At 40.5% G+C, this 25,345-nt stretch carries 18 protein-coding genes, 2 tRNA genes and 3 rRNA genes; 12 read left to right on the top strand and 11 right to left on the bottom strand.

Features of this window, described 5'->3' with window-relative positions:
* Positions 1 to 77: 77 nt before the first annotated feature.
* Positions 78 to 1,868, bottom strand: coding sequence for an acyclic terpene utilization AtuA family protein (locus AC4CUY_RS17735; RefSeq protein WP_490774520.1), 1,791 nt, complete (start codon positions 1,866 to 1,868; stop codon positions 78 to 80).
* A gap of 166 nt (positions 1,869 to 2,034) precedes the next feature.
* Between AC4CUY_RS17735 and AC4CUY_RS17740 the strand changes: the two genes are divergently transcribed.
* The 3 genes from AC4CUY_RS17740 to AC4CUY_RS17750 all read left to right on the top strand — a co-directional run bounded on the left by AC4CUY_RS17740 (position 2,035) and on the right by AC4CUY_RS17750 (position 3,627).
* Positions 2,035 to 2,634 (top strand): TetR/AcrR family transcriptional regulator, encoded by a 600-nt coding sequence (locus AC4CUY_RS17740; RefSeq protein ID WP_336954300.1) that lies wholly within the window; start codon positions 2,035 to 2,037, stop codon positions 2,632 to 2,634.
* A complete protein-coding gene (locus AC4CUY_RS17745) occupies positions 2,631 to 3,125 on the top strand; it encodes a GNAT family N-acetyltransferase (protein ID WP_419360618.1) in 495 nt (164 codons plus the stop codon). Before AC4CUY_RS17740 ends, AC4CUY_RS17745 begins: the two co-directional genes overlap by 4 nt.
* 73 nt (positions 3,126 to 3,198) lie before the next feature.
* Positions 3,199 to 3,627 (top strand): hypothetical protein, encoded by a 429-nt coding sequence (locus AC4CUY_RS17750; RefSeq protein WP_056515678.1) that lies wholly within the window; start codon positions 3,199 to 3,201, stop codon positions 3,625 to 3,627.
* Positions 3,628 to 3,725: 98 nt separating this feature from the next.
* Here the strand turns inward: AC4CUY_RS17750 and AC4CUY_RS17755 are convergent, their stop codons facing one another.
* The 3 genes from AC4CUY_RS17755 to AC4CUY_RS17765 all read right to left on the bottom strand — a co-directional run bounded on the left by AC4CUY_RS17755 (position 3,726) and on the right by AC4CUY_RS17765 (position 6,423).
* A complete protein-coding gene (locus tag AC4CUY_RS17755; protein ID WP_419360614.1) occupies positions 3,726 to 3,914 on the bottom strand; it encodes an antitoxin in 189 nt (62 codons plus the stop codon).
* Between the two features lie 103 nt (positions 3,915 to 4,017).
* Positions 4,018 to 5,187: an acyl-CoA dehydrogenase family protein gene (locus AC4CUY_RS17760; protein ID WP_490774521.1), complete on the bottom strand. Its 1,170-nt coding sequence runs from the start codon at positions 5,185 to 5,187 to the stop codon at positions 4,018 to 4,020.
* 72 nt (positions 5,188 to 5,259) lie between these two features.
* Positions 5,260 to 6,423 (bottom strand): acyl-CoA dehydrogenase family protein, encoded by a 1,164-nt coding sequence (locus tag AC4CUY_RS17765; protein ID WP_336954295.1) that lies wholly within the window; start codon positions 6,421 to 6,423, stop codon positions 5,260 to 5,262.
* A gap of 194 nt (positions 6,424 to 6,617) precedes the next feature.
* On the opposite strand from AC4CUY_RS17765, the gene AC4CUY_RS17770 reads away from it, so the two are divergent.
* Positions 6,618 to 9,974, top strand: a complete 3,357-nt coding sequence (locus AC4CUY_RS17770) for a DEAD/DEAH box helicase (protein ID WP_490774522.1) — start codon at positions 6,618 to 6,620, stop codon at positions 9,972 to 9,974.
* Positions 9,975 to 10,126: 152 nt separating this feature from the next.
* Here the strand turns inward: AC4CUY_RS17770 and AC4CUY_RS17775 are convergent, their stop codons facing one another.
* From AC4CUY_RS17775 to AC4CUY_RS17800, 6 genes are all read right to left on the bottom strand, one after another.
* Positions 10,127 to 10,630: a DUF2004 domain-containing protein gene (locus tag AC4CUY_RS17775; protein WP_336954292.1), complete on the bottom strand. Its 504-nt coding sequence runs from the start codon at positions 10,628 to 10,630 to the stop codon at positions 10,127 to 10,129.
* A 178-nt stretch (positions 10,631 to 10,808) separates the two neighbouring features.
* Positions 10,809 to 10,923: ribosomal RNA gene (rrf, locus tag AC4CUY_RS17780) — 5S ribosomal RNA — on the bottom strand.
* Positions 10,924 to 11,090: 167 nt separating this feature from the next.
* Positions 11,091 to 13,981: ribosomal RNA gene (locus tag AC4CUY_RS17785) — 23S ribosomal RNA — on the bottom strand.
* A gap of 336 nt (positions 13,982 to 14,317) precedes the next feature.
* Positions 14,318 to 14,393: transfer RNA gene (locus AC4CUY_RS17790), tRNA-Ala, on the bottom strand.
* A 44-nt stretch (positions 14,394 to 14,437) separates the two neighbouring features.
* Positions 14,438 to 14,514: transfer RNA gene (locus tag AC4CUY_RS17795), tRNA-Ile, on the bottom strand.
* A 59-nt stretch (positions 14,515 to 14,573) separates the two neighbouring features.
* Positions 14,574 to 16,112: ribosomal RNA gene (locus AC4CUY_RS17800) — 16S ribosomal RNA — on the bottom strand.
* The 16S, 23S and 5S rRNA genes sit together here with 2 tRNA genes alongside, the layout of an rRNA operon.
* A gap of 576 nt (positions 16,113 to 16,688) precedes the next feature.
* Here AC4CUY_RS17800 and AC4CUY_RS17805 point away from each other — a divergent pair.
* From AC4CUY_RS17805 to AC4CUY_RS17830, 6 genes are all read left to right on the top strand, one after another.
* Positions 16,689 to 17,642 carry an MlaA family lipoprotein gene (locus tag AC4CUY_RS17805; RefSeq protein WP_336953599.1) on the top strand — a complete coding sequence of 318 codons (954 nt, stop codon included), beginning with the start codon at positions 16,689 to 16,691 and terminating at the stop codon, positions 17,640 to 17,642.
* A 123-nt stretch (positions 17,643 to 17,765) separates the two neighbouring features.
* Positions 17,766 to 18,734 carry an RsbU family protein phosphatase GigA gene (gene gigA, locus AC4CUY_RS17810; protein ID WP_419327636.1) on the top strand — a complete coding sequence of 323 codons (969 nt, stop codon included), beginning with the start codon at positions 17,766 to 17,768 and terminating at the stop codon, positions 18,732 to 18,734.
* A 113-nt stretch (positions 18,735 to 18,847) separates the two neighbouring features.
* A complete protein-coding gene (gene gigB / locus AC4CUY_RS17815; protein ID WP_016539397.1) occupies positions 18,848 to 19,372 on the top strand; it encodes an anti-anti-sigma factor GigB in 525 nt (174 codons plus the stop codon).
* Between the two features lie 32 nt (positions 19,373 to 19,404).
* A complete protein-coding gene (locus AC4CUY_RS17820) occupies positions 19,405 to 20,229 on the top strand; it encodes a carbon-nitrogen hydrolase family protein (protein WP_336953598.1) in 825 nt (274 codons plus the stop codon).
* A gap of 87 nt (positions 20,230 to 20,316) precedes the next feature.
* A complete protein-coding gene (locus AC4CUY_RS17825) occupies positions 20,317 to 20,754 on the top strand; it encodes a MarR family winged helix-turn-helix transcriptional regulator (RefSeq protein WP_336953597.1) in 438 nt (145 codons plus the stop codon).
* 89 nt (positions 20,755 to 20,843) lie between these two features.
* On the top strand, positions 20,844 to 21,269 hold the full coding sequence (locus tag AC4CUY_RS17830; protein WP_490774523.1) for an organic hydroperoxide resistance protein: 426 nt from the start codon (positions 20,844 to 20,846) through the stop codon (positions 21,267 to 21,269).
* A 600-nt stretch (positions 21,270 to 21,869) separates the two neighbouring features.
* Here AC4CUY_RS17830 and gspE read toward each other — a convergent pair.
* Positions 21,870 to 23,357, bottom strand: a complete 1,488-nt coding sequence (gene gspE / locus AC4CUY_RS17835) for a type II secretion system ATPase GspE (protein WP_419358874.1) — start codon at positions 23,355 to 23,357, stop codon at positions 21,870 to 21,872.
* Between the two features lie 111 nt (positions 23,358 to 23,468).
* Here gspE and AC4CUY_RS17840 point away from each other — a divergent pair, with 111 nt between their 5' ends.
* On the top strand, positions 23,469 to 24,290 hold the full coding sequence (locus tag AC4CUY_RS17840; RefSeq protein WP_004725984.1) for a DUF432 domain-containing protein: 822 nt from the start codon (positions 23,469 to 23,471) through the stop codon (positions 24,288 to 24,290).
* Positions 24,291 to 24,304: 14 nt separating this feature from the next.
* Positions 24,305 to 25,240: a mechanosensitive ion channel family protein gene (locus AC4CUY_RS17845; protein ID WP_336953594.1), complete on the top strand. Its 936-nt coding sequence runs from the start codon at positions 24,305 to 24,307 to the stop codon at positions 25,238 to 25,240.
* Positions 25,241 to 25,345 lie beyond the last annotated feature (105 nt).

A 25,345-nucleotide genomic window follows, 5' to 3' on the forward strand; every position in this document is an offset into this window, starting at 1 on the left:
TCGTTTAACTTGCTTAAATACCACTCCAAGCTCCCTTTTAAAAAGCGACGAATTCCCCCTACTTTCTTAAAGAAGGATTAGAGGGACTTTAAACTCGCTGGAATTTTGACTGACATATCTAAAAGCTGCTGTGCAAAAGCTTTACCTTGTGGATCAATACGTAAACTGGCAATTCCTCCACCACCTAATGCGTTTTCAAGCATAAAATTTAAGGCATTAAATCCCGTGATTTCATAACGAATCACTTTAGACTTTTCAGGGTCTAAAACATGCTGCATATATTCTTTGACCTTTTCTTCAGTCAAATTGGCGCGAATCCAGGGTAGATATTCAGGCTGACGTGCGATCACTCCAATATTACTGTGATTGCCTTTATCACCGCTCCGAGCATGGGCAATTTCAACTAAAGGAACTTCAATCTCCTGCCCCGTAAATTGAGCAACCTCACCCACTGCAACAGCATCAAAAGATTGATCTGAGCAACCTGATGGAATCTGTATATTTTGACGCTGACCATTGATATCAATCGCAACACTTAGTTTTGATTTATCCACTAAAAATGAGAACAACTTAATCACAGGGGAAGCTTTGGGACGCCCCCCAACAATTCCAGCCAATGCAGGTGCCATTCCGGTAGATGCTTGGGCAATTTCAGAAGCAAAGAACATACATGCTTCTTTAAACATGTGCTTTACAGCGATTTTGACAACTACTTCTCGACTATTAATCTGCTGCGCATTTGCGCCATAGGTACTTTCAATACCCAATATTTCAACTGATTTTTCTGAGAATGGCGGAACTGAACGTAATGCTAAAACACGCTCACACTTATTTAATATCGCATCTGCAATGACTTGGGCTTTTTCAGGGGCTTCGCGTCCTGCAATCAGGAAGCTCACCAAAACACGATAACCATCGGGATAGGTTGCACTGACTTTATATTGTTGTGTCGGTGCTCTACCTTTTGCACCAGTCACTAAAACTCGATCCTCACCCACTTGTTCTAATTTCACTTGGCTAAAATCTGCAGTGACATCAGGCAGTAAATATGCTTGCGGATTGCCAATTTCATAGACAACTTGTTCAGCAACAGTTGCAACCGAAACCAGTCCACCGGTTCCTTTGGGTTTAGTTACAATAAATGATGCATCTGCTTTCACTTCAACAATTGGAAACCCCATATTGTCAAAGCCTTGTACTAAGCGCCAATCCGTGAAATTGCCACCTGTACATTGTGCACCACACTCAATGATATGCCCTGCTAAAGAACCTTGGGATAGCTTGTCATAATCCTCTAAGGACCATTGATATTCATGCAACAAAGGTGCAAGCACCACAGCTGAATCCACCACTCGCCCAGTGATGACAATATCTGCACCTTGATCAAGTGCGTCTCGAATTGGAACAGCTCCTAGATATGCGTTACAACTGGCCAATTGGCTGGGTAAATCTTCGCCACTAAACATTTCTTTAATATTTTGTGTTTTTAATTCGGCTTGTTGTGGCAATAGGTCATCCCCTAATACCACTGCAATTTTTAAATCCAATCCTTGTGCTGCAAGCACTTTCTGTAAGGCATCACGACATGCCAATGGATTGACACCACCAGCATTGCTAATCACTTTTATTTTTTTATCACTGATTTTTTTAAGCAGCGGTGTCATCACCCGACTGACAAAATCCAAAGCATAACCATGTTGTGGATTGGTCATCATCGCTTTTGCCATGATAGACATGGTAATTTCTGAAAGGTAATCAAAAACCAAATAATTGATGTCAGACAAATGTACCAACTGAAATGCTGCAGTATTGGTGTCCCCCCAGAAACCTGAAGCACATCCAATTTTTACAATACGCTGATCTTCCATTTTCACACCTATCTTGTTTTCATTGTTCTGAATAAAATTTATACTCCAATCTACCAAGCAAGCGCTTGGTTTGTAAAGAGCAAAATGTTATCCTGAATTGGCAAATGTGTTAAAACGCGTTTCTAACAATGAATAATTTGCTTAACTTTATGGAAAAAATGATCCGATGATTGCTCACTCAATCGATGATATCCAACCAATCGCATGTTTTGATGACAGCCCTAAAGGTCGTTTATTACTTGGTGCTGCCTATTTATTTCATAAGCAAGGTTATGCCAAAACCACAGTTCGTGAGTTAGCAAATTTTATTGGAATTCAATCAGGTAGTTTGTTTCATCATTTTAAAAGCAAGGATGATATTCTTGCCCATGTCATGCATGAAACCATTATTTACAATCATGCCCGTATGCTTGATGCGATCCAAAAATCGGATGATGCTGAACAACAGTTAAAACACTTAATCAAAGCTGAGTTAATTTCGATTACAGGAGATACGGGTTCAGCCATGGCTGTTTTAGTTTATGAATGGTTTGCATTGTCAAAACAACGGCAAGAAGAACTCCTTAAACTGCGAAATGATTATGAGGACATCTGGTTCGCTGTGATTGAAAAATTACGTGACCTCGGTAAAGTTCAGCATGATGCTTTTATTTGGCGCCGTTTGCTGGGCGGTGCGATTGCTTGGACCGTCACTTGGTATAATCCCAATGGTAAAATGAGCTTAGATGAACTGACTGAAATCGTTTTGGAAATGGCTTTGAAATGAGCACAGTTTATCTTCGCAAGCCCAACATTTCAGATCTTGAAGAAATCGAAAAGGCCTATAAAAAAAGCCAAATACTTCATCATCCTTGGACATATCCTCCTAATGATTTTCAACATTACCTACAACAAGAAGGCAGATATTTCCTTTGTCTGACTGAAACCCATCAAATTATAGGTACCTTTAACATTTCCAATATCATTCGCGGTTATTTTCATTCTGCTTATTTAGGTTATGAGGTTTTTGAGCCTTTTCAAGGACATGGCTACATGCGTTTAGGCATCAATTTATTGTTGAATGAAGCATTCCATGTTTTAAATTTGCATCGTTTAGAGGCAAATATACAACCTGAGAATACTGCTTCCATTCGCCTTGTTGCGGGTGCTGGCTTTATTCAGGAAGGCTTTTCTCGACAATATTTGCGGATTGGTGGTCAGCAATGGATGGATCATCAACGTTGGGCGATAATTAATGAGGATTGGGCCGAAGATTGACAAGCAATGGTTGATTTCTCAGCTTCACTTGTTCTAAGTTCTATAGAACCGAAATAACTTAACATTTGCTTGCATGATAAAACAGACAGAAATAATTTATAAAATATACCCTCAACGGTACATTACAGCTTCGGCAATTAACGCATTAGCTCAACGTTTCAATTTACCTACTGATCCTTATATGCAAGATTGGGAATATGAAGTTGCAGATCCGAGTCGTATTGATGAATTTATGCATGCTTATCTTTCAAATGAACTTAACGATGACGAAAAATTTGCACTTATGGAAACACTTTTACAATCGTTTGAGGAATCATCGAAAATACTAGGCTCAGATCAACAATGGATGACGATTCTTCAAGTTTTACAAGACAATCTAGACATTCATGCAACGACCATTTGTTATTGGGCATGTGGAAATTCAGCTTACAATCTTTGTTGGAGAATAACGCCATATCTACGTAAAATTAAACTTCGGAATCATCTAAAAATCACACAATAAGAGCAGCATTAGATTTAGGCATTGAGTTGTTCTAAAAGTGAAAACTTTTGAGAATTCACAACAATTTTTCTCAACTTTAAGTACCTTGATCTTCCCGCTCAAGCAAAAAAACTATCTTCAAACTCAAACACAGCCTCTTGCATAATTTCCCAAGGATTATTTAAAGGTAATAGCAAAACACCATTACCAAAGTGTTTAACCACAACTGCTTTGCCCTTAAAATGAAATGCCGTAGGTAAAAGAACGGCCTGACTCTGTCCTGATTGAAAAGTCTTTGTTACTTTCATAAGAACTCCTTAAGTTGATAATAACCAATAGGTCTATAGCGCACCTATGGTTATTTTTTACAGAAAGCAGCATTGTAAGCTTTTATCACTTAAAAATGCCTCATTAAAACCCCAACTGCTTACTAATCAAATCTTTCATGATTTCCTCAGCACCACCACCAATCATATTTACTTTGACTTCACGATAAATACGCTCAGATTTAGTCCCTCGCATAAAGCCCATCCCCCCCAAGGTTTGCACTGCTGCATCTGCACAGAACTGCATAGTTTGGGTTGCGACATTTTTTGACATACAAATTTGGGCAATTAAATCACTGCCCTGTAGTTCAACTTGCCCCATACGATAAGCAGTATCTTCCAATAATGCGCGTGTTGAGGTTAAACGCGTCGCCATATCAACTAACTTATGACGTACTACTTGATGATCAACTAAGCGTTTTCCAAAAGTCTTACGCGCTTTAGACCATTCTAAAGCCTCTTGATAACAGACCAAGGCATAACCATAGGCCATAGAAGCCAACCAAAAGCGTTCCATATTGAAGTTTTTCATAATGACCTTAAACCCAGCATTTTCTTCACCAAGAAGATTTTCGACAGGAACTTTGACTTGGTCAAAATGCAAATGAGCAGTATCCGATGCCCACCAGCCCATTTTTTTTAAAGGTGATTTAGTAATGCCAGAACTGTGTGCATCAACCAATAACATCGAAATACCATTTGCACCTTTATTTTCATGATCGGTTCTCACTGCAACCGTATAATAATCTGCGCGCATACCTGAAGTAATAAAGGTTTTTTCACCACTCACCAAATAAAAATCACCTTCGCGGATTGCTTTGGTTTGTAGTGCAGCAACATCAGAACCGCCGCTTGGTTCGGTAATCGCAAGTGCAGAAATTTTTTCACCTGAAATAATTTGTGGCATCACCTTGTCACGAATATGTGGCTGGGCAAAATGATGAATGGGAGGTGTACCTATGGTATGAATCATCAAAGAAATATGTACACCACCAGAGCCAGCTTTGGCTGTTTCAACTGCTGCTAAGAACACATGAAATGCATCTGCATCTGAGATTCCCCCATGCTCATCATCAAAGCCTAAGCCCAATAGACCAATTGCAGCAGCCTTTTGATAAAGCGCACGAGGAAAAGTTTCAGCCTCATCCCATTCATTCACAAAAGGAGAAATCTCTTTTTCAACAAATTTCTTCACACTGTCTGCAAATACACGATGCTCAGCGGTGTAGTAAATCGGGTTATTTAAATGATCCATATCTTGTTGTTCCCTGCTTATTTTTATTGCGATTTATTGTGTACAGTTCTAGTTTAATCCATTCTCGATATTCTAATAGCCCAATTGACGACTCGCGAGGTCTTTCATAATTTCTTCTGCTCCACCACCAATCATATTGACTTTAACATCACGGTAAATCCGTTCAGACTTGGTACCTCGCATAAAGCCCATGCCCCCTAAAGTTTGTACAGCTGCATCTGCACAAAACTGCATGGTTTGAGTGGCCACATTTTTAAGCATACAGATTTGTGCAATTAACTCATTGCCCTGCATTTCAGGCTTCCCTAAGCGATAAGCAGTATCCTCCAACAAAGCAAGTGTTGTGGTTAAGCGAGTCGCCATATCAACTAATTTATGCCGAACCACTTGATGATCAACTAAACGTTTACCAAAGGTTTTTCGTTCTCGTGCCCATTCCAATGCTTCTTCATAACAGGTTAATGCAAAACCATAACTACTGGCAGCAAGGAAAAAACGCTCCATATTGAAGTTATTCATAATCACAAGGAAACCCATATTTTCTGCACCCAACAAATTGCTTGCAGGAACACGAACCTGATCAAAATGGAGATGAGCCGTATCCGAAGCCCACCATCCCATTTTATCGAGTTTTGATTTGCTTATGCCGTCACTATGTGCATCAATCAATAACATCGAGATACCATTCGGGCCTTTAGCATCAGGATCTGTACGTACCGCAACGGTATAATAATCCGCACGAATGCCCGATGTAATAAAGGTTTTTTCGCCACTAACAATATAGTCTTGACCATCCCGTACAGCTTTGGTTTTAAGTGCTGCCACATCAGAACCACCCGTAGGTTCAGTAATCGCCAACGCTGAAACTTTTTCGCCTGCCAAGATTTGAGTCAGTACAGTTTGTTTAATCTCATCTGAAGCAAAATGGTTGATTGGAGGCGCGCCAATCGAATGTGACAATAAGGAAGCACATAGACCACCTGAACCTGTTTTGGCTAACTCAATCGAAGACAACAACACATGAAAAGCATCGGTTTCTGGAATTCCCCCATAGTTTTCGTCAAAACCTATCCCCAATAAGCCAATATCTGCGGCTTTTTTATAAAGTTCTTTTGGAAAGGTTTCTGCCTCTTCCCATTGATTAATATGTGGCATTAATTCTTTTTGAACAAACTTTCGAATGGAATCTGCAAATGCAAAATGCTGATCTGTATAGTAAATTGGATTATGCTTCATCTTGATTTGCTTCCCAGCATTATTTTGAAAAACTTATACTGACAGATTTTATTTAATTTAAAGTTGCAGAAACGATCAATTTGTATTTAAAAACATGTCATTTTTGATCAAAACTCCTATATTAATTTCAGATTCATGCTCAAAAATCCGTTACACTGTTAGTAATTTCCTTTTAATTTTTAGCTCTATAAATAATGGCGACATTGAATCAATTTTTATCACGTTTTAACCCTGCAACCATTCAAAGAAGCTTGAGTTATGTCAAAAAAATTGATCTAAAATCCTTAGAGGTCTACCCTGATCGGGATAATTTAGTCATCGAAGCTCAAATTCAGGGAACGGATTATTATGAAACGGCTGTTATCTATAATCCTTTAACAAATAAAATTGTGGATACTGACTGTAGTTGCCCTGTTGGTTACGATTGTAAGCATTCGGCTGCACTTGCACGTTATTTTTATGATCAACAACTTTCCAACCCAGTTGCTCGTCAAAAACTAAACCCATTAGACCAAGCTCAAACCACAACAAATAGCTCTACCCACACCACGGCAAAAGCTTGGCTCGCTCAATTTAAACAACAATTGGCACAAGTTCAACGTACTGAAACGCCAGTACAGCACCAACTTATTTATATTTTCCAACCAAAAACTAACACCGCCAAATTACAACTGAGTGTTTTTAAAGTTCGGCGTAACAAAGATGGAAAAATTAGAGATACTGCACTCTACACCAGCTATGACAATGTATTAAATGAACGTCTTAAAGTGAGTAAAGAAGAAAAGAAAATCTTTAGTCATTTGTACTTTTTCGCTAAGCTAAATTTTAGCGATGTTCATTTTTATCCAGCGTCATGGGATATTTCAGGAATCTATCAAGAACATCTAAGAACGGCTATTCAAAGTAGCGCTTGTTTTGCACTAGATGTACAAAGATTACCTTTAACATGGTCTGATCAATCTTATAAAATTGAATTCAACTGGCAAACGCGTACAGAACAGCAAACAGAAAAACTCAAGGCACAATTTTTTGATGAAAATCATCTAGAAATTTCACCTGACCATGCTGAACAAATTTATATTATTCATTCTCATCCATTAAGTTATCTCGATACCCTTAAAAACCAAGTCGGTGTACTTGAGTCGTTATATTCTAGTGAAATGATCGAAGAATTGCTGAATATGCCACAAATGCCTGTGGAATTAATGGCTGAATTTGAGCAAGTGATTCAACCCTATGCATTTTTTGAAGATTTACCTCAAGCGCCATTTACACAAAGTATAGAAATATTAAAAGGCAAACCCACACCTATTTTACGTTTTGGAACACATCCGCAATATGATCGTCTTGGTCATATGCATCATTATGCAATTGCTGAAATTGAATTTGAATACTCAGCTGGACGAATTAAAGCGGGTTTCCCTGATGACAGCTTCATTATCAATATTGATGAAAAAGCAGTTCGCCAACAACGCGACTTAGTTGCTGAAAAGAAACATATTGATGAATTAATTCATTCAGTTAAATCCATGCAACGGATTAGCAAGCTACCAAAGAGCAAACGCCCTGCTTTTGATGACATCACTGAAAACTCAATTGTGTATGCAGATCCCATGGCTTGGGTTGAGCAACTGGTTCCTGAAAATAAAATCGAAGGTCTTGGCTGGAAAGTTGAACATACCCTAGATAGTCAGTTCAATTTAAGTGCAACACAAAACCTGCAACTCTCATTAAATGAATCTGAAAAAAAACAAGACTGGTTTAATGTCGGTGCGACGATTCAGGATATGAATGGCAACACCTATAACCTGATTGATCTTCTTGGCTATGCGATACAGCATAATCCACATCTTTTAGAAGATGACTATATTGAAAAAATGGACAGTGACAGCTTCTTAATTGTTCATTTAAGAGAAGCTCAAACACAACTGGCACTTAGAAATCAAGAAATTAAGCCCATCCTGATCTATTTAAAAGAAATTTTACGACATCCTGAATCTGCAACATTAGATCAATACGATGCCGCTCAATTCTTAGACTTACAGCATCATTTGGGCATGCCTTGGCGCACCAACGAACGCCTGAAAATATTTGCTGAAAAGCTTCAAAATAGTTATCAAGATCAAATCTGTACACCACAAGGTTTCCAAGGCGAACTACGCCCATATCAACAACAAGGTTTAGCATGGCTACAGTTTTTACGTGAAACTGAACATGGTGGTATCCTTGCAGATGATATGGGACTCGGTAAAACCGCACAAACACTTGCACATATTCTATTAGAAAAGCAAGCAGGCAGATTAAATCAACGACCTGCCTTGATTATTGCACCAACATCTTTAATGCATAACTGGCGTAAAGAAGCTGAGAAGTTCACTCCTGAATTAAAAGTTTTGGTCTTACAAGGGCATGATCGAGTTGAGCATTTTCAAGAGATTAAAAATGTAGATATTGTGCTCAGTACCTACCCACTTTTGGGCCGTGATGAAGAGTTTTTACTGCCTTATCAATATCATTTATTGATTTTGGATGAAGCACAAAACATTAAAAATCCACGTGCCAAAGCCTCTCAAGTTGTACGACAAATCAAAGCAAAACATCGTCTATGCTTAACTGGTACGCCGATGGAAAACCATTTGGGTGAGTTATGGTCATTGTTCCATTTCTTAATGCCTGGTTTTTTATATAGTCAGGAATTGTTTAATAAAAAATATCGCAATCCTATCGAGAAATATGCAGATCTTCAGGTTAAAACCAAACTCATTTCTCGTATTAAACCGTTTATGTTGCGTCGTTTAAAAACAGAGGTGGCGAAAGAGCTTCCTGAAAAAACCACGATTGAAGTCAATATTGATATGAATGAACAGCAATCTAAGCTCTACGAAGCTGTTCGTGCAACAATGCAAAAGAATATTCGTGAGTTGATTGCAGCTAAAGGCTTCCATCGTAGTCAGATTCAAATTTTAAGTGCATTACTTAAACTTCGACAAGTTTGCTGTCATCCAAGCCTTTTACAACTGGATCAAATCAAAAATCAAAATGTTGAATCAGCAAAATTAGATCATTTATTGGAAATGGTTCAAGATATGGTTGAGGAAGGACGTAAGATTTTAATCTTCTCTCAATTCACCACGATGCTACAACTCATTGAAGAGCATTTAAAAACCTTAAATATTCGAAATGTAAAACTTACTGGACAAACCAAGAAACGTGATGAAGTGATCACGGCATTCCAAGCAGGTGATATTCCTGTTTTCCTCATCAGTTTAAAGGCAGGCGGTGTTGGGCTTAATCTCACTGCTGCTGATACTGTGATTCATTATGATCCTTGGTGGAACCCAGCGGCTGAAGATCAAGCGTCTGATCGTGCATGGCGTATTGGTCAAGATAAACCTGTATTTGTTTATAAGTTGATTACCAACCAGAGTATTGAAGAAAAGATTTTAGCCTTACAGAAAAATAAAGCTGATCTTGCCAAATCTATTCTGAGTATCGATCATGAAAATGAAGTGAAATTATCTGAAGATGATGTCATGAGTTTGCTGGATTGAAACTTTAAAGATAAGGTGTGAAATTTAACAAAAGCTAGATCTAACGCATCAATATGAAGCCCCCGTCATCGTGATGGGGTTTTCTTTTTTATACCTACATTGTTTTAAAATCTATAGACTGTTCAATACCGTTGCTTCACTTCACTGCATCGTTAGCTTTCCCAACTTAAATGATCCAAATTACCGTAATGATCTGTTTTAACGACGATTAACTGATCAGTTAACTCTCTATTTGTAGTGTAATCAAAGACAGCAAAATACGATGTATCATACTTTCCATCTGGATAAAGCCCAACTCTTGTTAAATATAATTTGGTTAAAAACTGCTGTGCTTTGTCTATTGGATTAGCAATCCCAATTTTTTCTAAGAAATCATCTCCTAATTCTTCAATATGAAAATCCACATATTCTTTAACAGTCCCTTCCTTTTCATTTTCAAGATCTTGCTGAATATAATCTTGGTTTTTTTGATCAAATTTTTCTATATTTTCAATAAAAGACTTAATTCGTTGAAAAGTTTCTACGTCCAAAGTGTTCGCTTCAAAATTTAAATCAACTTGAACGGCTTTGCCATTAAGCTCAATATCCACTTGATAATATTCTTCTAGGGATTCTAATTTCAGTGTTCCAAAATGCGGCAAGGTGTATTCTGACATTTTTTATATTCCTATATTTTTTTCATGTTAGGTAAAGCAATTAATTTATCATTTAATGATAAAAAATTCTTGGTCTAGATTTTATATTTATGTCTTTAAAAATAATAAAACACTTAAAAATAATACGCATAAAAAAACACCCCGTTCTCGTTAGAGACCGGGGTGTTTTAGATTTAAAAGCTGGCGATGACTTACTCTCACATGGGTAACCCCACACTACCATCAGCGCTAAGAGGTTTCACTTCTGAGTTCGGGAAGGGATCAGGTGGTTCACTCTTGCTATTGTCGCCAGCAAACTGTTATGGACTTGTTCGGGTCTTATTTAAATGCCTTACTTCGTACCAAATGAGTTTAACAGAACATTTGAGTTGAATATTTTAACTAGCTTTACAACTAAATCAAGTATGTTTGATCTTTTATGAATCAAATGATGCTTCGTATACAACTGCTTGGGTGTTGTATAGTCAAGCCTCACGAGCAATTAGTATTGGTCAGCTTCATGCGTCACCGCACTTCCACATCCAACCTATCAACGTCGTAGTCTTCAACGGCTCTTTAGAGGACATAAAGTCCTAGGGAAATCTTATCTTGAGGTAGGCTTCCCGCTTAGATGCTTTCAGCGGTTATCCCTTCCGAACATAGCTACCCGGCGATGCGACTGGCGTCACAACCGGTACACCAGAGGTTCGTCCACTCTGGTCCTCTCGTACTAGGAGCAGATCCTCTCAAATTTCCAACGCCCACGGTAGATAGGGACCGAACTGTCTCACGACGTTCTAAACCCAGCTCGCGTACCTCTTTAAATGGCGAACAGCCATACCCTTGGGACCTGCTTCAGCCCCAGGATGAGATGAGCCGACATCGAGGTGCCAAACACCGCCGTCGATATGAACTCTTGGGCGGTATCAGCCTGTTATCCCCAGAGTACCTTTTATCCGTTGAGCGATGGCCCTTCCATACAGAACCACCGGATCACTAAGACCTACTTTCGTACCTGCTCGACTTGTGGGTCTCGCAGTTAAGCGCGCTTTTGCCTTTATACTCTACGCGTGATTTCCGACCACGCTGAGCGCACCTTCGTACTCCTCCGTTACTCTTTAGGAGGAGACCGCCCCAGTCAAACTACCCACCAGACATGGTCCTCGTCCCGGATAACGGGACAGAGTTAGAACCTCAATATTACCAGGGTGGTATTTCAAGGATGGCTCCATAGCAACTGGCGTCACTACTTCAAAGCCTCCCACCTATCCTACACAAGTAAGATCAAAGTTCAATGTCAAGCTGCAGTAAAGGTTCACGGGGTCTTTCCGTCTAGCCGCGGGTACACCGCATCTTCACGGCGAATTCGATTTCACTGAGTCTCTGCTGGAGACAGCGCCCCCATCATTATGCCATTCGTGCAGGTCGGAACTTACCCGACAAGGAATTTCGCTACCTTAGGACCGTTATAGTTACGGCCGCCGTTTACTGGGGCTTCGATCAAGAGCTTCGCTTACGCTAACCCCATCAATTAACCTTCCAGCACCGGGCAGGCATCACACCCTATACGTCCACTTTCGTGTTTGCAGAGTGCTATGTTTTTAATAAACAGTTGCAGGGGCCTGGTTTCTGTGGCTGCCAATAGCTCAAGGAGCAAGTCCTATCACCGTCAGCAGCGTACCTTCTCCCGAAGTTACGGTACCATTTTGCCTAGTTCCTTCAGCAGAGTTCTCTCAAGCGCTTTGGTCTACTCGACCTGACCACCTGTGTCGGTTTCGGGTACGATTCCTGTGTAACTGAAGCTTAGAGACTTTTCCTGGAAGCATAGTATCAGCCACTTCGCTAGTAAACTAGCTTGCTATCAGCTCTCAGCATAGAGCACCCCGGATTTGCCTAAGATGCATGCCTACTGCCTTTCACCTGGACAACCAACGCCAGGCTGACTTAACTTTCTCCGTCCTCTCATCGCATTACACAGAAGTATTGGAATATTAACCAATTTCCCATCGACTACGCCTCTCGGCCTCGCCTTAGGGGTCGACTCACCCAGCCCCGATTAACGTTGGACTGGAACCCTTGGTCTTTCAGCGTGCGAGTTTTTCACTCGCATTGTCGTTACTCACGTCAGCATTCGCACTTCTGATACCTCCAGCATACTTCTCAATACACCTTCATCGGCTTACAGAACGCTCCCCTACCACGTATACTAAGTATACATCCGCAGCTTCGGCATATAGTTTTAGCCCCGTTACATCTTCCGCGCAGGCCGACTCGACTAGTGAGCTATTACGCTTTCTTTAAAGGGTGGCTGCTTCTAAGCCAACCTCCTAGCTGTCTATGCCTTCCCACATCGTTTCCCACTTAACTATAATTTTGGGGCCTTAGCTGGCGGTCTGGATTGTTTTCCTCTTGACTACGGACGTTAGCACCCGCAGTCTGTCTCCCGGATAGTACTCATAGGTATTCGGAGTTTGCATCGGTTTGGTAAGTCGGGATGACCCCCTAGCCGAAACAGTGCTCTACCCCCTATGGTATTCGTCCGAGGCGCTACCTAAATAGCTTTCGGGGAGAACCAGCTATCACCGAGTTTGATTAGCCTTTCACCCCTATCCACAAGTCATCCCCTGGCTTTTCAACGACAGTGGGTTCGGTCCTCCAGTTAGTGTTACCCAACCTTCAACCTGCTCATGGATAGATCACCCGGTTTCGGGTCTATACCCAGCAACTAAACGCCCTATTAAGACTCGATTTCTCTACGGCTCCCCTATACGGTTAACCTTGCTACTGAATATAAGTCGCTGACCCATTATACAAAAGGTACGCAGTCACCGAACAAGTCGGCTCCCACTGCTTGTATGCATGCGGTTTCAGGATCTATTTCACTCCCCTCACAGGGGTTCTTTTCGCCTTTCCCTCACGGTACTGGTTCACTATCGGTCAGTCAGGAGTATTTAGCCTTGGAGGATGGTCCCCCCATATTCAGACAAGGTTTCACGTGCCTCGCCCTACTCGTCATCATTATATGTGCCCTTTCGTGTACGGGACTATCACCCTCTACGGTAGCACTTCCCAGAGCTTTCCGCTAAAACACATATAACTTAATGGGCTGATCCCCGTTCGCTCGCCGCTACTGAGGGAATCTCAATTGATTTCTTTTCCTAAGGGTACTGAGATGTTTCACTTCCCCTCGTTCGCCTCGCATGACTATGTATTCATCATGCGATACCTACCTTATGGTAAGTGGGTTTCCCCATTCAGAAATCTCCGGATCACAGGATATTTGCCGCCTCCCCGAAGCTTATCGCAGGCTATTACGTCTTTCATCGCCTCTGACTGCCAAGGCATCCACCACATGCACTTAATTACTTGACTATACAACCCCAAACAGTCGCTAATCCCTACAAGGAGGATCAACAATGTGGATTCAACCACTTCTATTTGTTGCCTGTGAATTTAATCACTATACAGCTTCAATTTAATTCATATACCAAAACGCTTGATTCAGTTTTATCGCTAGTTCTCATTTCATTCAATATTAACAATTGCTTGCTAACATCAACTAAAACGAGTTAAACAATTATTTCAACTCAAATATATTCTGTTAATGATTCACTACCGCCTCGTCAGCGAGTAGTTAACTGTGATAAATCACAGAACTTAATAAGCTATCGGCTTACTAAGTTCTGTAATCACTTAGTCTGTAATTAGTGGTGGAGACTAACGGAGTCGAACCGTTGACCTCCTGCGTGCAAAGCAGGCGCTCTACCAACTAAGCTAAGTCCCCAGCTTAAGATCTTAATATATCTGCTCTTCTGTGTTCAGTAGACTTGGTGGGTCTGACAAGACTTGAACTTGTGACCCCACGCTTATCAAGCGTGTGCTCTAACCAACTGAGCTACAGACCCTCAGATACATCAATGAAGAACAACTTGTTGTGGATTCTTACCAATCGTCAATCTTTCGTTAAGGAGGTGATCCAGCCGCAGGTTCCCCTACGGCTACCTTGTTACGACTTCACCCCAGTCATCGGCCACACCGTGGTAAGCGTCCTCCTTACGGTTAGACTACCTACTTCTGGTGCAACAAACTCCCATGGTGTGACGGGCGGTGTGTACAAGGCCCGGGAACGTATTCACCGCGGCATTCTGATCCGCGATTACTAGCGATTCCGACTTCATGGAGTCGAGTTGCAGACTCCAATCCGGACTACGATCGGCTTTTTGAGATTAGCATCCTATCGCTAGGTAGCAACCCTTTGTACCGACCATTGTAGCACGTGTGTAGCCCTGGTCGTAAGGGCCATGATGACTTGACGTCGTCCCCGCCTTCCTCCAGTTTGTCACTGGCAGTATCCTTAAAGTTCCCACCCGAAGTGCTGGCAAATAAGGAAAAGGGTTGCGCTCGTTGCGGGACTTAACCCAACATCTCACGACACGAGCTGACGACAGCCATGCAGCACCTGTATGTAAGTTCCCGAAGGCACCAATCCATCTCTGGAAAGTTCTTACTATGTCAAGACCAGGTAAGGTTCTTCGCGTTGCATCGAATTAAACCACATGCTCCACCGCTTGTGCGGGCCCCCGTCAATTCATTTGAGTTTTAGTCTTGCGACCGTACTCCCCAGGCGGTCTACTTATCGCGTTAGCTGCGCCACTAAAGCCTCAAAGGCCCCAACGGCTAGTAGACATCGTTTACGGCATGGACTACCAGGGTATCTAATCCTGTTTGCTCCCCATGCTTTCGTACCTCAGCGTCAGTATTAGGCCAGATGGCTGCCTTCGCCATCGGTATTCCTCCAGATCTCTACGCATTTCACCGCTACACCTGGAATTCTACCATCCTCTCCCATACTCTAGCTTCCCAGTATCGAATGCAATTCCCAAGTTAAGCTCGGGGATTTCACATCCGACTTAAAAAGCCGCCTACGCACGCTTTACGCCCAGTAAATCCGATTAACGCTCGCACCCTCTGTATTACCGCGGCTGCTGGCACAGAGTTAGCCGGTGCTTATTCTGCGAGTAACGTCCACTCATCCTAGGTATTAACTAGAAGAGCCTCCTCCTCGCTTAAAGTGCTTTACAACCATAAGGCCTTCTTCACACACGCGGCATGGCTGGATCAGGGTTCCCCCCATTGTCCAATATTCCCCACTGCTGCCTCCCGTAGGAGTCTGGGCCGTGTCTCAGTCCCAGTGTGGCGGATCATCCTCTCAGACCCGCTACAGATCGTCGCCTTGGTAGGCCTTTACCCCACCAACTAGCTAATCCGACTTAGGCTCATCTATTAACGCAAGGTCACAAGTGATCCCCTGCTTTCCCCCGTAGGGCGTATGCGGTATTAGCATCCCTTTCGAGATGTTGTCCCCCATTAATAGGCAGATTCCTAAGTATTACTCACCCGTCCGCCGCTAGGTCAATTACCGAAGCAATCTCCCCCGCTCGACTTGCATGTGTTAAGCCTGCCGCCAGCGTTCAATCTGAGCCATGATCAAACTCTTCAGTTAAAAATCATTAGTGACTTAAGGTCACAATTCTGGCTCATCAATGTACTGACAAATTCTCTCAAATAAACTTCGAGTAATTTAAACCAATCAATCAATGATAATATTTCGATCAATCAATCAGTAAAAATCCACACAAGTTGTTCTTCATATTCTCTTAATGATCTTCTCAATGCTTCGTCAGCATCAAGCTAGGTCGGCTATACTACTCTCTATCTCTAAAAAGTCAATCTATAATGTTAATTATTTTTTCTAACAAACCCAACCCTAACCTCATCTTAAAATCTCAATTCGAAATCTTAACAACTTAATCAAGTGCCTGATTTATCAGAAGTTTTATTTAACATCACCGCCGATGGATGTGCATTCTACAGCATTCCATTCCCAACACAACCCCTTTTTTTAATTATTTTAATTGTTCGAACAAATAATGTTCGTTTATCATATTTATTCACACTTTTTAATCAAATTTGCTTTAATACATATGCAATAACTACTGTTAGAATACGATTATGAAGTCTTTAATATAGCTATATCATTATCGACTACTTTTACTTTAAGAATATTTCAAGGAATTCTATGCGTCCTTATCATGTACTTTGGGCTTGTTTACTTAGCATTGGTCTGACTAGCCATGTATTTGCTCAAGACGAATTATCTGCTCAAGAGAATTCGGACAATGCTGTTTCTACAAACTCTGATTCAGATGATAAGTCGTCTCAAGAGAATTCTTCGGTACTAGAAAACGAAGCAGCTTCTAAACACCCAAGAATTGAAGCCCTTAGAGAGCTTAAAAACATCACAAAAAATGACTTAAAAGTGAATGCCAATGCAGCTCAACCAGATGCTGTAAAAGATCCACTACAACCATTGAACCGTGAAATTTATGCGTTTAATGACATGATCGACCGTAATGTTGCTCGACCTATTGCTGTTCAGTACAAAGCAAAAGTGCCTGGTGATGTACGTTCTTCATATAGTTTATTTCGTAAAAACTTAAGTGAACCATGGAATGCAGTCAACCAACTTGCTCAAGGGCGTTTTAGTCGTGCAGCCAAGTCTCTAGGTCGTTTTACCATTAACACCGTCAGCTCTTTAGGTTTAGCTGATCCTGCAACTCGCTTAGGTTTAGCAACTGAAGAAGAAAGCTTAGGTACCACATTAGGTTACTACGGTATTCCAAGTGGTCCTTATGTCATGCTGCCTATCTTAGGGCCAAGCACACTTCGTCACTCAGTTGATTATGTTGCTGAAGGTTATGCTAATCCGCTTACCTATCCAATGGATAACAACCATCAAACGGGTTTAATCTGGGGTAACCGTGCATTAGGTGGGATTAATACTCGTTCTAAACTTCTAGATGTGGAAAGTGTATTGCAAGGTGATCGTTACTCAGCAATTCGCGATATCTATTTACAACGTTTAGCATTCCAAATCGCTGAGAAAAAAGGCCGTGGACAGGAAGCTGTGGCGTTTGTAGATGATGACGAGGATGATAGCAATAGTCCTGCTGATACAAACGCAGACAAATAATCACAATATTTTGTTAAACTTATTTGCTAGTAATTCATATGGTTTTACTAGCATTGTGGTGTCATCTATAGTAAATCTACTGGATAATGCTTTTATACCGATTAAGGATCATTCATTTCTTCTATGTATTTCATTCAACCCAGTCGCCAAATTTCAAGCTTAGAACAAGTATTAGATACGCTTCCTAGCTTGCAGATGATTACCATTGAAGACATTCATCGTTATGATCCAACAATTATTGCAATTGCAGACGTCCACGATTTTTTACAGTACCAATGGACTTTGCCTACCATTGTGATTGCGCAAGAAAATGAAGGAAGCGAACTTTCCCAAGCATGGGAGCTTGGCGCCCTTGCGGGTTGGATCTGGACCAAGCTTCCCGCCAATCTTGAAGATTCTTTATTAAAAATTGATGCGCAATATAAACGTAATCAAGATAGCCGTGATTTACCTTCTGCCGCAGAACTACAAAAAAAACTTCTTCCAAATCCAATTGAACTACAAAACTATAAAGTTGAGACGCTTTTCCAGCCTTCTGCGTATTTGTCTGGTGACTGGTATGATTACTGGAAAATCAGTGATAAAGAAATCATGTTCTATTTGGCCGATGTATCGGGTCATGGGGTAACCAGCTCTTTACTGACATCTTGGATGGCTGCCTTTCATGGTCGCTCGAAAACACCAAGAGAATTGATTAAAAAACTCAATGGTATGCTGGTTCAAGAAAATATTGAAAAACATATCACAATGTTGGCTGGCATTCTAAATCTAGAAACACATGCTTTAAAATGGTCAAGTGCAGGGCATTACCCTCCCCCCATTATTTTTGAACCCAACCAAGCCCCTCGTGTTTTGAATACCAGCAGTTTTCCTTTAGGACTCACCGAAGACTTAGAGGTTGAAGAGTTTCAATGTACCTTAACTAAGCATGCGCGGTTTATTATTTGTTCTGATGGTGCCCTTGAACCATTCTCGGGTGGTTTGAATGAACAGTTCTCACAATTGGTCTATCATTTGCAAAATCAATCATTCCGTGCACCAGAACATGTAGCAGATGACATAGCAATCCTCAGTCTCCGCAGAATGAATTAACAATATAATCAAACATATATAACAAATTAGACTAATAACCTATACGCAAACGCTTGAGTATAGACTTGCGCTATGTGATAATTTTCCTATCCTTCTCTGCAAATGGCATTTATATGTCAACAGGTCATGTTGAATATGCAAGCTTGAATGGAACGCATATTTTCAAACTTATTGGTGAAGTGCGAGCCCAATCTTGTATTAGTTTAGACAAACTTTTGGCAAGGATTGAACAACAAAAAAACGTCATTGGCGCAATTGTTGATTTAACCCAAACCACATTTATTGATAGTACAGTTCTTGGAATACTTGCCAAGCTTGGCTTAAAGTTGAAACAAGTACACCACATCCAAGCGGTGATGCTGTCCACAAATCCAGATATTACCACTCTAGCCAATAGCATGGGCTTAGGGCAGGTTTTTGTCATTTTAAATTACTGTGGTGACCCTCAAGTGTGCACCAATGCTTTGATTGACGATAATGTTAATCACAGCACAATGCTGTGTACCGTTCTCGATGCACATAAAACTTTAATGAAGCTCAATGAAAACAACCAAAATATGTTCGAGCCATTAGTTAAACAACTTGAAAAGCAGCAAGATACTATGGAATGTGTATCTTCAAACCAGCAAAACGCTTAATCATCTCAAGATTGCTTTATCAGGGATAGCCCATGACTTTACTTTCCGTTGTTCAAATGAACTCTCAAAATGACATCGAAGCAAACTTCAGTGTGATTGAGTCGTTGATACAACAAAGTAAAGCTGATGGCGCTTCTTTGATTGTGTTTCCTGAAAATTTTGTCTGCTTTGCCGCAGGTAAACAACGGGAAACTGCTGCACGTTTTGAAGAAATTCAAAAGCGTTTAGAAAACTTAGCACATCATTATCAAATATGGATTGTTGCAGGGACTTTACCTTGCCCTTTCCGTCCAGATGGTTCAATTATTGCTGATGGTCGAGTTCGTACTGTCAGCCTATGTATCAGTCCAGAAGGCACTGAAGCACGTTATGACAAAATTCACTTGTTTGATGTACACGTGGGTGACGCTGTTGGCGGGTATCAAGAATCTCAGTTTTTTGAACCAGGCAGTGATGTTGTTGTCGCGAAAACACCTTTTGGACAAATCGGTTTGATGGTTTGCTACGACTTACGCTTTCCAGAACTTGCACTCACCTTGAGAGCGCAAGGTGCAAATATTTTGACTGCACCAGCTGCATTTACCTATACCACAGGCCAAATGCATTGGCAGTTATTACTTCAAGCACGTGCGATGGACAGTCAATGTCATGTTTTAGGTGCAGCACAACAAGGTTGGCATGGTGAAAAACGTCAAACCTGGGGACATGCTGGCGCAACTAATAGTCGTGGACAAATTTTAGCGATCACAGATGCAGAAGGTGCGCAATTGATGACAGTTCCTTTTAATTTGAATGAGCAGCGCTCAATTCGTGAATCAATGCCTTTAATGCAACATCGCAAATTGATGTCATTCTAAGTCCGTATTGCCATTAATGACTTTTATTTCCTGAACAAGACAAAACAACGTTATACTTGTGAGGCGTAATATCTTCACGAGACAAGCATGCAACAAGACTATTCAAACTTAAATCTTGATCATCAACTCTGCTTTCTTGTTTACTCTACAAACTTAGCATTAAATCAACTTTATCGTAAATTACTCACACCACTAGGACTGACCTATCCACAGTATTTAGTTATGTTAGTGCTTTGGGAAAAAGATGGTCTAACTGTGTCTGAAATCGGTGAAAAACTCTTTTTAGAATCATCTACGCTTACCCCCTTACTCAAAAAATTACAAAGTAATGGTATTGTTAACCGCGAACGTTCTACGAAAGATGAACGTCAAGTGATTATCAGCCTCACTGCTGAAGGTCATGCACTAAAATTAAAAGCCGTGGATATTCCATTAAAAGTTGCTCAAGCCAGTGCTTGTGATTTAGATAGCATTACTCAATTGAAAGATCTTCTTTCAAATTTACGCGAAAATATTTCAAACTAAAGTTATCAAATTTTACACAAATGCTACTTGTTTAAATATTTATATCGTATACGATATAATTGAACACAATCAAAAATGGAAGATTTCCGATGTCTTTAGAAAAAGTGGTTTATACAGCACATGCAAAAGCAACTGGCGGTCGTGATGGTCGTGCAACATCATCAGACGGAATTTTAGATGTTAAATTAGCAGTGCCTAAAGAAATGGGCGGGACTGGTGGTGGTACCAATCCTGAACAACTTTTTGCAGCAGGTTATTCTGCTTGCTTCCTTGGTGCGATGAAGTTCGTTGCAAATCGTGATCATTTAAAAATTACCCCAGATGTTTATATCGAAGGTGATGTTGGTATTGGTCCAATTGCTACTGGTTTTGGTATTCAAGTGACTTTAAATATTCATTTAGAAGGTTTAGAGCAAGAAGAAGCACAGAAATTAGTAGATGCTGCACATATCGTTTGTCCATATTCAAATGCGACTCGTGGCAATATTGATGTGACATTGAATGTGATTGTTTAATGCTATGATAAAACCTACCTAGAAGTATAAATTTATTTTTAGGTAGGGGTAATGCTTACTTTTATTTTTCTGGTTGGTTTTTTATGGACTGGGTAGAACTAAAAGATAAAATATATTATTGCGATGATACTCTAAGAGACCTTTATATATTCGATACTAATATTAAAGACCTAAAAAATGGACTGCCTTTGTAAATGAAAATTATACAATCAAATGGCTTAACCAGCAGACACAAAAGAATGAGAGCCAAATTAATTTTGAAGTCCTTCAAGAATGTTTAAATGACGCTCATAATCTATGTTGACATGCTAATCTCTATTTAGACAAAACTCAGATAAATAATCATTTTTTCTTAGTCGACAAAATTGAAAATGATATTAATCCAAATGATATTAATTCACTACAAGACCATGAAAAAATCATCAACTACATGATTTGTATTTCGAATTTAATAAATAAGCAGATTATTTTAACACCTGAGAACGAACCAGAAACTATACTTATAAAAGTAACTAAAGGCTCTGTAGAATTTATAGCTAAATTATAAAGCCTAAAGCATACTCTGAGAAAATTTTAAAAAGATAGATAAATAATTTTCAATTATTCAGCCGCTTCATTGGTAACACGTAAAACCTCTTCCATTGTGGTTTTACCCGCTAATACTTTACGTAAACCATCATCTCGAATTGAACCTGCATCTTTACGTGCATATTCTTCAAGCTCATATTCTGCTGCATTACCATGAATCAAACGGCGCATCTGCTCATCAATCGGCACAATTTCATAAATCGCAGTACGTCCTGTAAAGCCCGTATGGGAACAAAAATCACAGCCGTTCGGCACAGGCAGTTTTAAATTCGATTCCAAACTCACAGGTTTAAATACATCTTTTTCAAAGTCATCTGCTTCACGCCATGTATGACAATGAGAACACAATGTCCGAACTAAACGCTGGGCAATCACCCCAATCAATGAACTGGATAATAAGAAGGGTTCAATGCCCATATCTTTTAAACGGGTCACAGCACCAATTGCAGTATTGGTATGTAGCGTAGACAAAACTAAGTGACCTGTTAAAGAGGCTTGAACTGCGATTTCAGCCGTTTCCAAATCACGGATCTCCCCCACCATCACCACATCTGGATCTTGACGAAGCATGGCTTTTAACGCACGGGCAAAGGTCATATCCACTTTGGTATTCACTTGAGTCTGCCCAATCCCTTCAAGTTGATACTCAATCGGATCTTCAGCAGTGAGGATATTTTTAGAACCATCATTCAAATCAGAAAGCGCGGCATACAAAGTCGTCGTTTTACCCGACCCTGTAGGGCCAGTGACTAGAATAATGCCATGTGGACGATGAACCAATTGGGTTAAACGCTCATAGTCAGGCTTCATTAAACCCAAATGGGTCATGTTGAGTCGACCCGCTTGTTTATCCAACAAACGCATAACGACACGTTCACCATGCGACGATGGCAAGGTCGAAACACGGACATCCACCTCACGTCCTGCAAGACGTAAAGAAATACGACCATCTTGTGGAATACGTTTTTCTGCAATATCGAGTTTTGCCATAACTTTAATACGCGATACCAACAATGGCGCAAGTTCACGACGAGGCTGTACGATTTCACGCAATTGCCCATCTACCCTTAAGCGAACAGATAATTTCTTTTCAAAGGCTTCAACATGAATATCTGAAGCCCCGACTCGAATCGCTTCAGACAATAAAGCATTGATGAGTCGCACAATTGGTGCATCATCTTCCTGATCCATCAAATCTTCAGTTTCAGGAATCTGATCGGCCAGACTCAATAGATCAGGGTGATCTTCAAGACCAGCGGCAACCTGTTGTGATTCGCCCGTTTCACCTGCATAGCTTGAACTGAGCATGTGATTAAACTCAGTTTCATTACATAATTGATGTTGTGCTGTACGACCGAGATAGCGGCGGGCTTCCTGAATCGCAATTTGTGCGGTATCCTGACGGCGAACAATAAAAACTTGATCACCTTCATAACGCAACAGCACTCCATGCCGTTTTGCAAAACTATATGGTATTTGTAATTGTTTGAGAACTTGCATTACAACTTATATTAATGATTTAAATTGCTTTGAGTGTACTCTATGCTCATGACAGCGTGAAGTCTGTTTGTTAAAGATTTGATGATGATTTTATGAATGGGATAAACACTTTTGTCTAAGAAGAAAGAACATCTGGAACCAGAACTCCCTGATTTAAAGTGGTGGGGAGAACAACTGTTTGAATTGAACCAATCCAAAGCATGGCAATTTGGTTCTATGATGATGCGCATTACTCGTGGTCTGCAAGAATGGCGCTTGGAATATTATCGTCCAAAATTCCAATATGACTATGAACAGCAATGGCATAAAATCCATGATGTAAATTTTGGTTTTCCTGAACCTGTACATGTTGAACGCTATATGTTTCGCGAGACCCATAAAGCGTTTCAACTCATGCCCCGTTTAGCTGATCGCTCTGTAGTGATTCGTCCTGTCGATCCAATTTATATTCCAGCAGGCCAACGCGGTACACTCTACATCAGTACACCCCTGTGGATTTCAGGTTTTGTGCAAGCCCAAAAAGAACCCTTATTTGATATTCCCGTAATTTTACCTAAGGATACATGGTTTGGCCCTGATCACCGCACAGGTGAAATGTGTTATGCCACCTCAGTCGATGGTCGTACCGAATTAAATTTATTACGTCCACGTGCCTTTCGTGCAGTAACACCGATTGATTTCCACAACGTCAGTAGTCATCAGCTTCGATTTGACCGTATGAATGTGCCTGTTCCTGCGCTACCTTTATTTTATAGTGAAAGCACAGGACGTTTATGGACATCACAAATCAAGGTCGTGTATGAAGGCAATGACCGCCCTGCCCGTGTAAGAATTGAAAATCGTACACCACCTTTGGCCGGCGAAGTGATTTATGTACATCCGCCACGCTCACCAGGTGGCGCTTTGTTCAATATGTTTGATTCATTTTTCTAAGGGATGAGGTAAAAATGGCTGAATCCAATATTCCCAAAGACATTGCCAATAGCCTAAAAGGCATCTTTACCAATGTAAATGTCGACCGCTTAAGTGAAATTGCTGTTGCTCTGATCCTCTGCTTTGTTGGTTTTGTACTGGCACGTGTTATTTCCAATACCTTTATCCGCACCATAGGTGCACGCTTTAATGCACATCAACGTTTGGTTTGGCGTAGAGGTATTTTTTATTTTATTTTCTTACTGTTTGTGATCGCCAGCTTAAAAGAAGCGGGCTTTAAACTCAGCGTATTTTTAGGTGCAGCAGGGATTTTAACTGTTGCATTGGGTTTTGCCTCACAAACTTCAGCATCGAATTTAATCAGTGGTTTATTTTTAATTGGCGAAGGTTCATTTGAAGTTGGCGATACAATTCAAATCACCCTGATTCGTGGACATACCATTGAAGGTGAAGTGATTTCCATTGACTTACTTTCCGTGAAGCTTTTGACCATGGATAATGTCTATGTGCGCCTCCCCAATGAGCAATTGATTCGCGCCCCTGTACATAATCTATCAAAATTCCCGATACGGCGATTGTCGATTACAGTTGCAATTAACTTTAATGAGAACATCAATAAAGTTCGTGAAGTTTTAATTGATGTTGCCAACGATTACCCGTTGGTTTTAGCAGATCCAAAACCACGTGTGACTGTTTCTGCCTTTGGAGAATCCTCCATTGAAATTTTATTTGCACTGTGGTGTATGCAAGCAAACTATCTACAAGTCAAAGATGAAATTCATGAGTTAATCCGTAATCGTTTTGTGGAAAATCAGATTGAAATCCCTGTACCAAAAATTGGCTTTGTAGATCGTCCAAATCCAAATGAAGTTCTTCAAAATGAAGATATTGACGGTTATGCCAATAAACAGGAATTAAAATTAGAGCAACAACAAGATAAACAACTTTAAGCAGACAAAAGCGATAATCTAGAAAATAAGAGTCCCTCATTTATGATTGAGGGATTCTTATTTTCAATTACAAAATATTCATCAAGTTTTAAACCATGAGCTGAT

This window comes from Acinetobacter sp. 778_lipA (assembly GCF_058242985.1).

Bases quoted from the DNA above. Each gene is read 5' to 3' on its own strand.
- AC4CUY_RS17735 (WP_490774520.1), bottom strand. From the start codon at position 1,868: ATGGAAGATCAGCGTATTGTAAAAATTGGATGTGCTTCAGGTTTCTGG.
- AC4CUY_RS17740 (WP_336954300.1), top strand. From the start codon at position 2,035: ATGATTGCTCACTCAATCGATGATATCCAACCAATCGCATGTTTTGAT.
- AC4CUY_RS17745 (WP_419360618.1), top strand. From the start codon at position 2,631: ATGAGCACAGTTTATCTTCGCAAGCCCAACATTTCAGATCTTGAAGAA.
- AC4CUY_RS17750 (WP_056515678.1), top strand. From the start codon at position 3,199: ATGATAAAACAGACAGAAATAATTTATAAAATATACCCTCAACGGTAC.
- AC4CUY_RS17755 (WP_419360614.1), bottom strand. From the start codon at position 3,914: ATGAAAGTAACAAAGACTTTTCAATCAGGACAGAGTCAGGCCGTTCTT.
- AC4CUY_RS17760 (WP_490774521.1), bottom strand. From the start codon at position 5,187: ATGGATCATTTAAATAACCCGATTTACTACACCGCTGAGCATCGTGTA.
- AC4CUY_RS17765 (WP_336954295.1), bottom strand. From the start codon at position 6,423: ATGAAGCATAATCCAATTTACTATACAGATCAGCATTTTGCATTTGCA.
- AC4CUY_RS17770 (WP_490774522.1), top strand. From the start codon at position 6,618: ATGGCGACATTGAATCAATTTTTATCACGTTTTAACCCTGCAACCATT.
- AC4CUY_RS17775 (WP_336954292.1), bottom strand. From the start codon at position 10,630: ATGTCAGAATACACCTTGCCGCATTTTGGAACACTGAAATTAGAATCC.
- AC4CUY_RS17805 (WP_336953599.1), top strand. From the start codon at position 16,689: ATGCGTCCTTATCATGTACTTTGGGCTTGTTTACTTAGCATTGGTCTG.
- gigA (WP_419327636.1), top strand. From the start codon at position 17,766: ATGTATTTCATTCAACCCAGTCGCCAAATTTCAAGCTTAGAACAAGTA.
- gigB (WP_016539397.1), top strand. From the start codon at position 18,848: ATGTCAACAGGTCATGTTGAATATGCAAGCTTGAATGGAACGCATATT.
- AC4CUY_RS17820 (WP_336953598.1), top strand. From the start codon at position 19,405: ATGACTTTACTTTCCGTTGTTCAAATGAACTCTCAAAATGACATCGAA.
- AC4CUY_RS17825 (WP_336953597.1), top strand. From the start codon at position 20,317: ATGCAACAAGACTATTCAAACTTAAATCTTGATCATCAACTCTGCTTT.
- AC4CUY_RS17830 (WP_490774523.1), top strand. From the start codon at position 20,844: ATGTCTTTAGAAAAAGTGGTTTATACAGCACATGCAAAAGCAACTGGC.
- gspE (WP_419358874.1), bottom strand. From the start codon at position 23,357: ATGCAAGTTCTCAAACAATTACAAATACCATATAGTTTTGCAAAACGG.
- AC4CUY_RS17845 (WP_336953594.1), top strand. From the start codon at position 24,305: ATGGCTGAATCCAATATTCCCAAAGACATTGCCAATAGCCTAAAAGGC.